The organism is Variovorax robiniae (assembly GCF_037889955.1).
In the GTDB taxonomy this organism is placed as follows: domain Bacteria; phylum Pseudomonadota; class Gammaproteobacteria; order Burkholderiales; family Burkholderiaceae_C; genus Variovorax; species Variovorax robiniae.
Window position 1 is genome coordinate 152890 of sequence record NZ_JBBKZS010000009.1, and the last position, 12494, is coordinate 165383.

Annotated in this window: 13 protein-coding genes; 9 read left to right on the forward strand and 4 right to left on the reverse strand. The window is 66.1% G+C overall.

Going from position 1 to position 12494, the window contains the following annotated elements; genetic code table 11:
• Window positions 1-59: 59 nt before the first annotated feature.
• Together WKW79_RS21175 and WKW79_RS21180 are read right to left on the reverse strand one after the other, a co-directional pair.
• Window positions 60-1754, reverse strand: coding sequence for a WS/DGAT/MGAT family O-acyltransferase (locus WKW79_RS21175; protein ID WP_340337174.1), 1695 nt, complete (start codon window positions 1752-1754; stop codon window positions 60-62).
• Window positions 1755-1810: 56 nt separating this feature from the next.
• Window positions 1811-2653 carry an esterase/lipase family protein gene (locus tag WKW79_RS21180; RefSeq protein WP_340337175.1) on the reverse strand — a complete coding sequence of 281 codons (843 nt, stop codon included), beginning with the start codon at window positions 2651-2653 and terminating at the stop codon, window positions 1811-1813.
• A 167-nt stretch (window positions 2654-2820) separates the two neighbouring features.
• Between WKW79_RS21180 and WKW79_RS21185 the strand changes: the two genes are divergently transcribed.
• From WKW79_RS21185 to WKW79_RS21225, 9 genes are all read left to right on the forward strand, one after another.
• Complete coding sequence (locus tag WKW79_RS21185) at window positions 2821-3117, forward strand: hypothetical protein (protein WP_340337176.1); 297 nt, start codon at window positions 2821-2823, stop codon at window positions 3115-3117.
• Window positions 3114-3533, forward strand: coding sequence for a PIN domain-containing protein (locus WKW79_RS21190; protein ID WP_340337177.1), 420 nt, complete (start codon window positions 3114-3116; stop codon window positions 3531-3533). The genes WKW79_RS21185 and WKW79_RS21190 overlap by 4 nt, the downstream gene beginning before the upstream one ends.
• Window positions 3534-3623: 90 nt before the next feature.
• Window positions 3624-4373, forward strand: coding sequence for a septum site-determining protein MinC (gene minC / locus WKW79_RS21195; protein WP_340337178.1), 750 nt, complete (start codon window positions 3624-3626; stop codon window positions 4371-4373).
• Window positions 4374-4439: 66 nt separating this feature from the next.
• Window positions 4440-5252, forward strand: coding sequence for a septum site-determining protein MinD (minD, locus tag WKW79_RS21200; RefSeq protein WP_340337179.1), 813 nt, complete (start codon window positions 4440-4442; stop codon window positions 5250-5252).
• 3 nt (window positions 5253-5255) lie between these two features.
• A complete protein-coding gene (minE, locus tag WKW79_RS21205) occupies window positions 5256-5525 on the forward strand; it encodes a cell division topological specificity factor MinE (protein ID WP_340337180.1) in 270 nt (89 codons plus the stop codon).
• Window positions 5526-5757: 232 nt separating this feature from the next.
• Window positions 5758-6303 (forward strand): TIGR01841 family phasin, encoded by a 546-nt coding sequence (phaP, locus tag WKW79_RS21210; RefSeq protein WP_340337181.1) that lies wholly within the window; start codon window positions 5758-5760, stop codon window positions 6301-6303.
• On the forward strand, window positions 6300-7208 hold the full coding sequence (locus WKW79_RS21215) for an alpha/beta fold hydrolase (protein WP_340337182.1): 909 nt from the start codon (window positions 6300-6302) through the stop codon (window positions 7206-7208). The genes phaP and WKW79_RS21215 overlap by 4 nt, the downstream gene beginning before the upstream one ends.
• A gap of 78 nt (window positions 7209-7286) precedes the next feature.
• Window positions 7287-8993 (forward strand): long-chain-fatty-acid--CoA ligase, encoded by a 1707-nt coding sequence (locus tag WKW79_RS21220; RefSeq protein WP_340337183.1) that lies wholly within the window; start codon window positions 7287-7289, stop codon window positions 8991-8993.
• A gap of 118 nt (window positions 8994-9111) precedes the next feature.
• Window positions 9112-9534: a hypothetical protein gene (locus WKW79_RS21225; RefSeq protein WP_340337184.1), complete on the forward strand. Its 423-nt coding sequence runs from the start codon at window positions 9112-9114 to the stop codon at window positions 9532-9534.
• Window positions 9535-9647: 113 nt separating this feature from the next.
• Here the strand turns inward: WKW79_RS21225 and WKW79_RS21230 are convergent, their stop codons facing one another.
• Both WKW79_RS21230 and WKW79_RS21235 read right to left on the reverse strand, forming a co-directional pair.
• Window positions 9648-11354 (reverse strand): ATP-binding protein, encoded by a 1707-nt coding sequence (locus tag WKW79_RS21230; RefSeq protein ID WP_340337185.1) that lies wholly within the window; start codon window positions 11352-11354, stop codon window positions 9648-9650.
• 120 nt (window positions 11355-11474) lie between these two features.
• Entirely contained in the window at window positions 11475-12368 is an 894-nt protein-coding gene (locus WKW79_RS21235; RefSeq protein ID WP_340337186.1) for a transporter substrate-binding domain-containing protein, read from the reverse strand.
• Window positions 12369-12494: the final 126 nt, after the last annotated feature.

A 12494-nucleotide genomic window follows, 5' to 3' on the forward strand; every position in this document is an offset into this window, starting at 1 on the left:
CACGCACCCTCCAACGAAAACGGCGCCCACTTGGGGCGCCGTTCTTGCAAGTGGGTGCCTTATTCGGCAGCGACAGCGGTCTTGGCCGGCGTCTTGCGGGCGCGGGTCTTCTTCGCGGCTGCAGCGGGTGCGGGAAGCTCCGCCGCGGCTGCCTTCTTCACAGCGGCCTTCTTGGCCGCAGGCTTCTTCGCAGCGGCCGCCTTCGCTGGCGCCTTGGCCGGCGCCTCGACGACCTCCGCCTTCGCCTTCGGCTTCACCACCTCCGGTGCAGCGTGCGGGATCGCAGTCTTCGCCGCAGCAGCCTTGGCCGCCGCGCCAGCCGACTTCGCATCGCCCGGCAAGGTGTTCGTCAGTTCCAGCAGCATGCGGTGCTCGGCCAGCATGTAGTCGCCCAGGTCGGTCAGGTCCGGCAGCACGCGGCGGCAGGCGATCAGGCCGTAGTCCATGCGGCCGTTGTAGCTCTGCACCGTGATGTTCAGCGCCGTGCCATGGCTGGCGATCGACACCGGGTAGTAGCAGGTGACGTACGCGCCGGCAAAGTACATCGGGAAGGGCGCGCCGGCCACGTTGGAGATGGCCACGTTGGCCATCGGCGGCAGCACGTTGACCAGGCCCGAGCGGCCGTACATCGTCGCCATCCCCGACATCAGCCAGGGCGCGGCGAACATCGGGAAGTCGTCGATCATCACCGACTTGAAGCGGTTCATCACGCCCTTGGCCGAGGTCGACGAGGTGTTGATCGCGCGCATGCGCTCGATCGGGTCCTTGATGTCGGTCGCCAAGCTCACCAGGATCATGCTGGCCTGGTTGTTGGCCGTGTCGTCACCGGCTTCGCGCGTGCTCACCGGCACGCCGGCCACCAGCGACTGCTCGGGCAGTTCGTTGGTGTCCTTGAAGAAGTTGCGCAAGGCGCCGGACACGGTGGCCATGACCACGTCGTTCAGCGACACGCCGAAGTGCTTGCCGATCGCCTTGGTCTCGGCCAACGGGATCGTGCGGCCGGCAAAGGTGCGCTGGTTGGTGATGGCCACGTTCAGCACCGTGCGCGGCGCGAACAGGTTGAACTTCTTGGGCGCCGCTTTCGCCTCCTTGCCCTCGGCGGATTCCACCGGCTTGGCCAGCCCCGCAATGGCCTTGCCCAGCGCCGGCGCCATCTTGAACAGCTTCACGTACTGCTGCACCGTGTTCTTCATCGCCGCGCTGGCGAGTTCGGCCATGCCCAGCTGGTACTTGTTGCCGCGCGGCTTGACGCGCGGCGGCTTGATCACGCGGCCGGTGGGCGCCGTGTCGAAGATCGCCTTGCCGACTTCCACGCCGGCCTGCCCGTCGATGCCCGCATGGTGCACCTTGGTGTAGAGGCCGACCTGGCCGCTCTTGAGGCCGTCGATGATGTAGAACTCCCACAGCGGACGGCTGCGGTCCAGCAGCGCCGAATGCAGCCGCGCCACCACCTGCTGCAACTGGCGGTTGCTGCCCGGCTTGGGCAGCGTGATGTGGCGGAAGTGGTGGTCGATGTCGAGGTCGTCCTCTTCCACCCACACCGGGTTCGACAGGTCGAAGGGCATCAGCGCCAGCTTGCGCGTGAACACGTCGGCCAGGTGGATGCGCGCCAGCATGTTGGCCTTCGCGTCCTCGAAGAAGTTGCCCTCGTAGCCCTCGGGCAGGTCGAGCACGTTCAGCGAGCCGACGTGCATCGGCATCTCGGGGGTTTCAAGGTGCAGGAAAGTCGAGTCGAGTCCGCTCAGGTGTTTCATGGGTTGTCTCTCTGGTCGCTTTTATGGGAATGCGGGAGGGAGCGCGGGCAGTGCGCTCAACGGGACGGGGTGTCGGCAGGATACAAGGCGCGCTCGGGGCCGGTGGGCTTGAAGTGTGTCCATCCGTCTTCCGGCTGCGCGAGGCGATCGCCAATGGCATAGAGCGCCAGCGGATGCACCCCGAGACCGGAGTGCGATGCGCCGACGATCTCGATATTGTCGCTGAGCGGGCCCTTCTTCTCGATGCTGCAACCCCAGCCGACGATGCCATCGGAGCGCGTGAAGATCGCCGTCATCGGCACGCCCGGCGGCGGACCGTCGCCGCGTTCGCCCGGGTCGACGTCGTTGCGCCCGCTGACGAACTTGTAGAGCTGCGATGCGTTGCTGCTGCTGTCCGGGTGGCCGTAGAGCGGGCTGCCCAGCGAAACAGCTTGGCGCACCTTGCCAGGAAACTCGCGGGCCATCTCGCGGGCATACACGCCACCCAGGCTCCAGCCGACGATGCTGACCTTGCGGCCGGACTGCGCATGCAGGTCGGTGAGTGTCTGGCGCAACTGCGTCAGCACGCCCCGGCGCGGCCCCAGGTTCGCACCCTGGCCCCAGCCCGCCGTCTGATACCCGCGCGAGTTGAGAAAACGCCGCAGCGGAATGGTCGAGTTGTCGTCGGCCATCAGGCCCGGCAGCACCAGCACCGTGTGCCCGTCACCCTTCGGCACGCGCGACATGAGCCAGGGCATGGCCAGGGGCAGCGTCGAGAACTCCAGCAGCGCCCGACCCTCGAGCAGCATCAGCCACCTGGAAGGCCGCCGCTCGTCAGGCGTCGTGCCGAAGATGTTCCTGAAGGGCAGGACGTCGTTGAGGTTGAGGTTCAAAGGCACTCCCTGGTTGATATGGGCCATAAGAGAGGCATTCTGAGAGCACGGCCACAAAAGTGGAGCACTTCCGGGTCGCCGCCGCGACTAGGGTTTACCGCAGACGGGATCGGTTGTGGATCGCGTTGAAACGGATGATTGCAAGACTCAACAAACTTGCTATCATTGATAGCATAATCACAAGGAACGCAATCGTGCCCACCACCCTGATCATCCGGGACCTTCCCGAGGAAGTGCACCTGCAGCTGAAGTCGATGGCCGCCAGGGAACTGGAACGCGGCGGGCGCGGCAGTGTCGCGGCGGTGGTCCGCAACATCCTCATCGAGGCGACGCAGCGCCAGAAAGGTGGCCTGGGCGCAGCCTTCATGGAGATCAACCGCAAGTTGCAGGCGGAACTCGCCGAGGCCGGCGAGGAAGCGTTCTCCGACACGGAGCTCGACGCTCTCTTCAAGCGCTCCGATGAAGTCAGCCAACCCGCGAACTTCGAATGATCATCCTGGACACCAACGTGCTGTCGCAACCCAGCAGACAGGTACCCGAAGCGGCCGTGATCGCCTGGCTGTCGCGTCAACGGCCCGACGACCTCTGCGCCACGTCGATCAACGTGATGGAGTTGCTCGACGGGGTCATGCGCCTGCCCCAGGGTGCCCGTCGGCGCTCGATCGAAGCGGCCAACACGGCGGTGATCGCCACGCTCGCTGGCCGCGTTCATGCGTTCGACGAGGCCGCTGCGGCCGCCTGCGCCGAAGTCATGAACAAGGCGCGCAAGACCGGCTTCATCGTGGGCCTTGCCGACGGCATGATCGGGGGCATCGCCTCGCTGCACGGCTGCTCGATTGCGACCCAGGACGAGGCGCCTTTCAATGCGATGGGGCTGCATGTGATCAACCCCTGGACTGCACGCTAGCGTGCCCCGAAATTAAAACCAAGCGCAACAGTCTCGGCCCCGTCCCGCCGCGCCCGTTAGACTTGACCGCTTTCCGCACAGACGTTTTACATGGCAGATGCATCCGCCGCGCGTACCAAAGCGGTTTTTGAATTCAAGAGCGCGACGCTTCCGCTGATTGCGGTGATCCTCAAGACGGCCGACCTGGCCGTGCTCACCGAGGCCATCGACGCACAGCTTGCGGACTCTCCCGATTTCTTCGAGCAGGAGCCGGTGGTCATCGACCTCTCGCAACTGCCCGCGGAGGACGCCGCGACGACGCTCGATTTCGCGGCATTGCGCACCTTGCTGGCGCGCCACCAGACGCAACCCATCGCGGTGCGCGGTGGGAGCGACGCACAGCACCGGGCCGCGCGCGCCGCCGGCCTGTCGATCGCGGCCATGCCGGTGGCGCCACCGGCCCGTCCTGCGCCGCCCGCCGAAGCCCCCAGCCCCGCGCCGCAGATCGTGCGCGAGGTCCCGGTGCCGGCCAACGGCACGCTGGTCATCGACAAGCCGCTGCGCTCCGGCCAGCAGGTCTATGCACGCGGCGGCGACGTCATCGTGACGGCCGTGGTGAGCGATGGCGCCGAGGTCATCGCCGACGGCAACGTGCACGTTTATGCGCCCTTGCGTGGCAAGGCAATTGCAGGGGCCCGGGGCAACACCGCCGCGCGCATCTACACGACCTGCCTGGAAGCCCAGCTCGTGGCCATCGCCGGCATCTACCGCACCGCCGAGGTGCCGTTCCCGGCCAAGGTGGCCGGCAAGGCGGCGCAGATCAGCCTCGACGACAAGAAACTCGTGATCGACCCGATATGACCCGGAAGCAATCCGTCAGGAACGCCTCCCAAACCAACAGCATTTGAGAATTCAGAAGGAACGTAGATGGCCAAGATTGTGGTGGTGACCTCGGGCAAGGGCGGCGTCGGCAAGACGACCACGAGCGCGAGCTTTGCGTCGGGGCTCGCGCTGGCGGGCAAGAAGACGGCAGTGATCGACTTCGACGTCGGCCTGCGCAACCTCGACCTGATCATGGGTTGCGAGCGCCGCGTGGTGTACGACCTGATCAACGTGATCCAGGGCGAGGCCAACCTGAACCAGGCGCTGATCAAGGACAAGCAGTGCGACAACCTGTTCGTGCTGGCCGCCTCGCAGACGCGCGACAAGGATGCGCTCACGCAGGAGGGCGTCGAGAAGGTGCTGAAGGACCTCGCCGACATGGAGTTCGACTACATCATCTGCGACTCCCCCGCCGGCATCGAGACCGGGGCGCTGATGGCCATGCACTTCGCCGACGAGGCCTTGGTGGTGACCAACCCCGAAGTCTCCTCGGTGCGCGACTCCGACCGCATCCTCGGCATCCTCAGCAGCAAGACCCAGCGCGCGATCGAGGGCAAGGAGCCGGTCAAGGAGCACCTGCTCATCACCCGCTACAACCCGAACCGCGTGGCCGGCGGCCAGATGCTGTCGCTGGAAGACATCCAGGACATCCTGCGCATCAAGCTGATCGGCGTGGTGCCCGAATCGGAAACCGTGCTCAACGCGTCGAACCAGGGCATCCCGGCCATCCACGACAAGGGCACGGACGTCTCCGAGGCCTACACCGACGTCGTCGCCCGCTTCCTCGGCGAAGACCGGCCGCTGCGCTTCATCGATGCGCAGAAGCCCGGCTTCTTCAAGCGCATCTTCGGGAGATAAGCCATGTCTTTTCTCTCGTTCCTGCTCGGCGAAAAGAAGAAGACGGCCACTGTGGCCAAGGAACGGCTGCAGATCATCCTGGCCCACGAGCGCAGCGGCCGCAGCGCCCGGCCCGACTACCTGGCCGATCTGCAGCGCGAACTGGTGGCCGTGATCTCCAAGTACGTCTCGATCAAGCCCGAGGACATCAAGGTGAACCTCGAGCGGCAGGACGATCTCGAGGTGCTCGAGGTCAAGATCGAACTGCCCGATGCCATGGTGCCCGCACGCTGATTTCCATCGATGCGCAAGTCACCGTTTCGATAGCCACATACACGCCCGCCGGCCTTGCGCCCGCGGGCGTCGTTGCTTCTGGCGCCCTCATTCGCGCGACGCGTTCCCAGTCCCGCGCGGGACAGCGGGAAAGCCCGATGCAAAAAACCGGCGATGAGGCTCCACGAAAGTTCGCTCTCAGCGTATCGTGTCACCCCAATTCATTCACCACCCCCCAGAGGAGATTCACACCATGGCAACTGCAAAGAAATCCGCCGCCAAGAAGGCACCGGCTGCTGCCAAGAAGGCCGCAGCACCCGCGACCAGCGCCGTGCAGGACATGCAGGAAGCGATGACCGCGCCCTTGAAGGGCGCTGTCGAGAAGCTCAAGAGCCTGAAGCTGCCCGGCGTGCCGGAAGCCTTCAAGAACGTGAATCTGCAAGGGGCGGCGAGCGCCGTGCTGGACAACCGCCGCAAGGACCTCAAGGCGCTGGTCGAGGCCAACGAGAAGTCCTACAAGGGTTTGCAGGCCGTGGTGCAGCGCCAGGCCGAGATGCTCAAGACCTCCATCACCGAATGGCAGAGCGCGGCGAAGGAAATGCCGGGCAAGGATCCGAAGGAACAGCTGGCCAAGCTCGACGAGATGGGCCGCGCCGCCTTCAAGCAGGCGCTGGCCGACATGAAGGAGCTGGCCGAGCTGGCCGCCAAGTCGCAGGCCGACGCCTTCAACGTGGTGCGCGACCGCATCAACGACAACGTCAAGCAGGTCAGCGACCTGCTCAAGTCCGGCGGCAAGTGAGTCGTCCGAACTTCGCGAAGGCCAACGGCGTCGAGTTGGCCTGGGACAGCTTCGGCGACCCGGGTGCGACGCCCCTGGTGCTGGTCATGGGGCTCGGCGCCTCGATGATCGCGTGGGACGAAGTGTTCTGCGCGCACCTGGCGGCCGCGGCCAACGTGCACGTGATCCGCTTCGACAACCGCGACGTCGGGCTGTCGACCTCGATGTCGCAACTCGGCGTGCCCGACGTGCAGGCGCTGATGATGAAGGCGCTGGCGCGCCAGAGCTTCACGACGCCCTACACGCTGGTCGACATGGCGAACGACGTGGCCGGCCTGATGGACACGCTGGGCATCGCCCGCGCGCACATCGTCGGCGCCTCGATGGGCGGCGCGATCGGGCAGGAAATGGCGATCCATCACGCGGACCGCATGTTGTCCTTCACCAGCATCATGTCGAGCACCGGCGACCCGTCGCTGCCGCCACCGACGCCGGAAGCGCTGGCCGTGCTGTTCACCCCGGCGCCGCAGACGCTGGAGGCCTACCTTCCCCACTACGCCAAGGTGTGGCGCGTGCTGCGCGGCCCGCATCCCTTCCCGGAAGACGAGGCGCGCGATGCCGAGCGCGGCCGCGCGGTCTTCGAGCGCGGGCTCAACCCGGCCGGGACTGCGCGCCAACTGGCGGCCATCTTCGCCTCGGGCAACCGCAAGCCGGCGCTGCGCAACACGCATGTGCCGACGCTCGTGATCCACGGCGACGCCGACCCGCTGGTGCCGGTGGAAGCCGGCATCGACGTGTCCGCGGCCATTCCTGATGCGAAGCTCCTTCGCCTGCCCACCATGGGGCATGCGCTGCCGGTGTCGCTGTGGCCCGCGGTGATCGAAGGCATTGCCAACCACACGGCGCGGAACGCTCCCACGCGCTGACTTCAAGACCTGGCGCCCGCCGGCAACCGCTGCCGGGCGCCCCACTTCCCCCTAGAACAATATCTCAAGGAGACAACAATGCCCAACAACGCCCAACCCTGGACTTCCTCGTATCCCGCCGGTGTGCGCTGGGATGCGCCGCTGACGATCTCGCCGGTGCAGCAGCTGCTCGACGAAGCGATCGCCCAATGGCCGGACCGGCCCTTCCTCGAATTCATGGGCCGGCGCATCAGCTACCGTGAGTTCGGCGCGATGGTCGACCATGCGGCCAGCGGATTCCAGAAGCTGGGCGTCAAGCCGGGCGTGCATGTCGGCTTGTATCTCCCCAATTCGCCGCACTACCCGATCGCCTTCTTCGGCGTGATGAAGGCCGGCGGTACGGTGGTCAACTATTCGCCGCTCGATGCGGAACGCGTGCTCGAGCACAAGGTCGAGGACAGCGAGACCGACATCCTCGTCACGCTCGACCTGGCCGCCCTCTACCCGCAGATGTCGCGCCTGCTCGGCCATTCGCGCCTGAAGAAGCTGGTGGTCGGCACGCTGCCCGAATACTCGGCCGCGCCCGGCCCCATCCGCGCGCAGCTGGAGGCCGGCAAGATGCTGGCCCCGGTGGCCACCGACGACTTCCACATGAGCTTCGCCCAGTTGCTCGACAACGACGGCAAGTACACGTCGCATCCCATCGCCGACCCGGCCGACACCGTGGCCGTGCTCCAGTACACCGGCGGCACCACCGGCCTGCCCAAGGGCGCGATGCTCACGCACGGCAACCTCACCGCCGCTTGCAGCCAGTATGTCGAGAGCCTCTCGGGCGACGACCCGATCGTCAATTTCGGCGAGGAGCGCGTGCTGGCCGTCCTGCCGCTGTTCCACATCTATTCGCTCACGGTCAACATGCTGATGGCGATCCGCCTGGGCGCGGAGATGATCCTGCACACGCGCTTCGACCTCGAGACCGTGATGAAGGAATTCGAGGCCAAGAAGATCACCATGTTCGCCGGCGTGCCGACCATGTACACCGCCATCGCCAACCATCCGAAGGCGAAGGACATCAACATGACCTCGTTGAAGTCCTGCGGCTCCGGCGGCGCGCCGCTGCCGGTGGAAGTGGCGCAGAAGTTCTTCGCGATGACCGGCTGCAATCTCAACGAAGGCTGGGGCATGACCGAGACCTCGCCCACCGGCAGCTTCACGCCGGCGCGCGGTCGTCGAAAGGCGGGCTCCTGCGGCATGCCGCTGCCGGGCATCACGCTGTCGATGCGCAGCCTGGACAACCCCGACGAGCAGGTGCCGACCGGCGAGCGCGGCGAACTGTGCATCTCCGGCCCGAACGTCATGAAGGGCTACTGGCACAACGACAGCGCCACGAAGGGCAGCATGACCAGCGACGGCTTCTTCCGCAGCGGCGACGTGGCCATCATGGACGAGGACGGCTTCGTCTTCATCGTCGACCGCACGAAGGACATGCTCCTGTGCGGCGGCTTCAACGTCTACCCGCGCACCATCGAGGAAGCGATCTACGAGCATCCGTCGGTCGAGGAAGTCTCGGTGATCGGCGTGCCCGACCCGTACCGCGGCCAGTCGCCCAAGGCCTTCATCAAGCTCAAGGCCGGCGCCGAGCCGGTGACGCTGGAGTCGCTCAAGGCCTTCCTGAAGGACCGCCTGGGCAAGCATGAAATGGTGGGCGAGATCGACGTGCGCGACGAACTCCCCAAGACCGCCGTCGGCAAGCTCTCCAAGAAGGAGCTCTACGACGAGGAAAACGCAAAGCGGGCAGCCGCGTAAGCGCCTCGTGTGCTGTCCCGCAAGTAGCTGCACAAAATGAAATCGATGCGTTTCGGGCCAGGGCAAGGCGCAAACCGCAGCGATACCAACAGGTATCGCGAGGATTTGCAACGCGGCCATGGCTCGAAAGGCGCGATTTCATGTGCAGTTATTTGTGGGACAGCACACCTGGGCGCGTAACTTGCTGCACGGATTGCGAACTGGAAGTTTCAACAGTCAGAAAAAAGAATACGCCGGCAACTCGTACGGCGTACATTGGGGTTCTCATTACAGGTTCCAGAACGGACAAGCAATGGCAGCAATTTCTCGTGCGTCCAAGTCGCTCGAAGAAGCGAATGAGCGGGCAGCACAACGTGAACGTCTGAGGCAGGCCCTCCCCGGTACGGTGGATCTGCTGAAGCAACGACACGCGGACCTGATCGATGCCGACGACATCGAGGCCTACGTGGCGCTCAACTGGCTCGAATGGCACGGCGGCGGCCTGCGACTGACCATCACCGGCCGCAACGTCCGCGCCCAGTTGGCGCCCTCTTCACTCTGAGCGCTCCAGGCACCTCCTCTTGCGCCCAGGAGCCGGCCGGCCCCTGGTGATTCATGCCGGCGGCCGTGGGCGTCCGCTGACCGCCCGGGTCTGGGCGCGTTCACGAACAGACCCTAGCGCCCTGGATTCGCGACCTCCACGGAAGTCCGCGTCAGCCCCCTGGCGGTCTCTTCCCCGACCGACGTCGAGCCACGCGGACTGACGGGCGCGTCGCCCATCCGCACCACGGCCGCGACCGTGAGCACGCCGGCGAGTCCGATCGCGAACGCCAGCGCCACCTGGGCCACCAGCGAGCGCATCGGCGGGTGCGATGCCATGTGCCTGGCATCTGGCGCGGGCGAGTTCGTGCCCGCGCTACTCTCGAAAGGGTCGCTGGCAGCCAGAGGCATCGGCCCCGAGGTGCTGCCCCAGCCTTCGGGTGGCGCCTCGGGCGTGAGCCAGCCGAGGTGGTAGCGGGCCGACGCGGCCAGCGCATGGTCCTCCACCTGCTCGGCCAAGGCAAAGGATTCACGCAGCAACTGGGCCGCCAGGGGCGGATAGCCCTGCGCCAGTTCCAGCGTCCCGCGCTGGTGCAGCGCCCAGGCGCGTTCGCGCTCGTCGCCGAGTTTCCAGGCAGCCTTGGCATGCCAGTCGAGCGCGCGCTTGGCGGCATCCCACTGGCAAGCGAGGACCAAAGGGACATCCCAAGCGCGCACGATCGCCATCACGTCGAGCCAGGCATGCGTCCTGCGCGCCGCATCCAGCGCCGACCAGAGCAGGGGCAAGGCGACGAGTCCCGATGCCATGGCCCGCGGCTGGCGGGCCGCGCGGTGCGCGAGCCGCACCAGCCCGTCGATGCGCCGCTGGGCGACGCGCACCGGCGCCGCCTCGAGTGCGGTCACGACATGGGGCATCAACCGCACCTGGCCATCGTCCTGATAGACCCAGCCGGCGCCGATCAGCAGTTCGATCGCGGGCAAGGCGTCACGCCTGCCGCAGAGGTCGGTCATCACCGCGGCCTGCACGGCCTGCGGGTGGAACGCGGCCAGCATGTCGAGCACCGCGCGCGAAGTCGGGTCCAGTCGGTCCAGCGAGGCCGGGTCGGCCCCGCCGCTGCGCGACAGGTGCTCGGGGTGCCCGCGCGTCGCGTGGCAGTGCTCCAGCGCCTCGCCGAGTTCGGGGCCGGTGATGGGAGCGCCGCGCAAACGTTCCAGCAGGGCCATCGAATCGGCGGCGGACAGCCCGCCCAGCACGATCGGCCCGACGTCGCGCTGCAAGCGAGGCTGATGGGTGGCGAGCAGCACCGCGCAGCCCGGTGCCACGTCCTGCAATTGCTCGATGGCGTTGTCGTCGAGCGCCGCATCATCGACCAGTAGCAGCGCCCGCGTGCCCACGAAACGCTCGCGCAACTCCTGCCGCCCCGGACGGCATCGTTCCTCGACGCCATAGAACGCCTCGAACAGGGCTTGCAGCAGGTCGGAGCCGCCGAAGGTGCCGGGCGGAACGCGCACCACGCCGTCGCCGAACAGCGACTGCGCCTCGGCGCCCGCACGGCGCAGCATCCAGCTCTTGCCGATGCCGTGTTCGCCCGTGACCTCGACCGAGGCCAAGCCAACTTGCAGCGTACCGAGGACAATGCCGGTGGCTTCCTCGCGATCGATGAAGCCAGGCGGCGTGGCGGGCGCACGTCGATAGTCGATGCCACGCTCGACCACATGGCGCTCGCCCAGCGAGACGTGGACGATCTCGCCATTGCCCGCGCAGAGCAAGCCCTTCTGCCGCTCCATGCGGTAGTGATTGGCGCCCTCGGCGCGCGGGAGAGAAAGGGCTGCGACCGGCAAGAACTTCCTTCCGGGAAACCTTGCGCGCATCGAGTGGTGCACGTTTGTTAGTGCTCCCTTAACCGCCCCTCAAATGTAGATCACAAGTACGCAATTCGCCAAAGGGGGTTTACCGCTGCTTCAGGTCGCCGGCTTGTCGTTGGGGGCCTTGATGTTGTCCTGCAACTGCGGGCTCATTGGCAGGCCGATGGGCTGGTTCTTGGGCGGGATCGGCTGCATGAACCACTTGTCGTACAGCTTGGCGAATTCGCCCGACTTCATCATGCCGGTGATGACGCCGTCGACCAGCGCCTTGAACTGCGGGTCGTCCTTGGGCAGCATGCAGGCATAGGGCTCGACCTGAAGCGACTCGCCGACCACTTCCAGTTCCGCCGGCGACTTGGCGTTGGCCTTGAGGCCGAACAGCAGGATGTCGTCCATCGCGAAGGCGGTAGCGCGGTCGCTTTCCACCAGCAGCAGCGCGTCGGCATGGTCCTTGGCCGAGATGATGTCGATGCCGAGTTTCTTCTCCTCGTTGTACTTGCGCACCACCTGCATGTTGGTGGTGCCGGCGGTGATGGCGACGTTCTTGCCCTTGAGGTCGGCATAGTCCTTGACGCCCGAGGTCTTCTTCACGAGCAGCCGGGTGCCGGTGTAGAAGTGGTTGATGGCAAAGCTCACGTCCTTGCCGCGCGCGGTGTTGTTGGTCGTGGAACCGCACTCCAGGTCGATGGTGCCGTTGGTGATGAGCGGGATGCGGTTCTGCGAGGTGACGGCCATCAGGCCGACTTCGAGGTTGGGCTTGTTGAGCTTCTTCTTGACCTCGGCCGCCACGGCGTTGGCGATGTCGACCGAGAAGCCGATCGGCTTCTCCGGCCCGTTGAGGTAGCTGAAGGGCACCGACGATTCACGGTACGCGAGGGAGATCTTGTTGGCCGCGGCAATCTTGGCGAGCGTGTCGGCCGCCTGGGCGCCTCCCGCGAAGCTGGCAAGTCCCAGCAATACCAGGGCGGAGGTCACGGCAGAAATCTTCATGTGGCAGGTTCCCTTCAGGATGTGGCGTTGGTCAGTGATCGGTCAGTCTAGGAGCGAAGTGCGATGGCCCGCCCCCTCCATTTCCCGAACGGGTGCGGCCCCGGCTACAGTGCATGGGCAGTCACC

Bases quoted from the DNA above. Each gene is read 5' to 3' on its own strand.
- WKW79_RS21225 (WP_340337184.1), top strand. From the start codon at position 9,112: ATGGCTCGAAAGGCGCGATTTCATGTGCAGTTATTTGTGGGACAGCAC.
- WKW79_RS21190 (WP_340337177.1), top strand. From the start codon at position 3,114: ATGATCATCCTGGACACCAACGTGCTGTCGCAACCCAGCAGACAGGTA.
- WKW79_RS21175 (WP_340337174.1), bottom strand. From the start codon at position 1,754: ATGAAACACCTGAGCGGACTCGACTCGACTTTCCTGCACCTTGAAACC.
- WKW79_RS21180 (WP_340337175.1), bottom strand. From the start codon at position 2,653: ATGGCCCATATCAACCAGGGAGTGCCTTTGAACCTCAACCTCAACGAC.
- phaP (WP_340337181.1), top strand. From the start codon at position 5,758: ATGGCAACTGCAAAGAAATCCGCCGCCAAGAAGGCACCGGCTGCTGCC.
- minD (WP_340337179.1), top strand. From the start codon at position 4,440: ATGGCCAAGATTGTGGTGGTGACCTCGGGCAAGGGCGGCGTCGGCAAG.
- WKW79_RS21220 (WP_340337183.1), top strand. From the start codon at position 7,287: ATGCCCAACAACGCCCAACCCTGGACTTCCTCGTATCCCGCCGGTGTG.
- minE (WP_340337180.1), top strand. From the start codon at position 5,256: ATGTCTTTTCTCTCGTTCCTGCTCGGCGAAAAGAAGAAGACGGCCACT.
- WKW79_RS21235 (WP_340337186.1), bottom strand. From the start codon at position 12,368: ATGAAGATTTCTGCCGTGACCTCCGCCCTGGTATTGCTGGGACTTGCC.
- minC (WP_340337178.1), top strand. From the start codon at position 3,624: ATGGCAGATGCATCCGCCGCGCGTACCAAAGCGGTTTTTGAATTCAAG.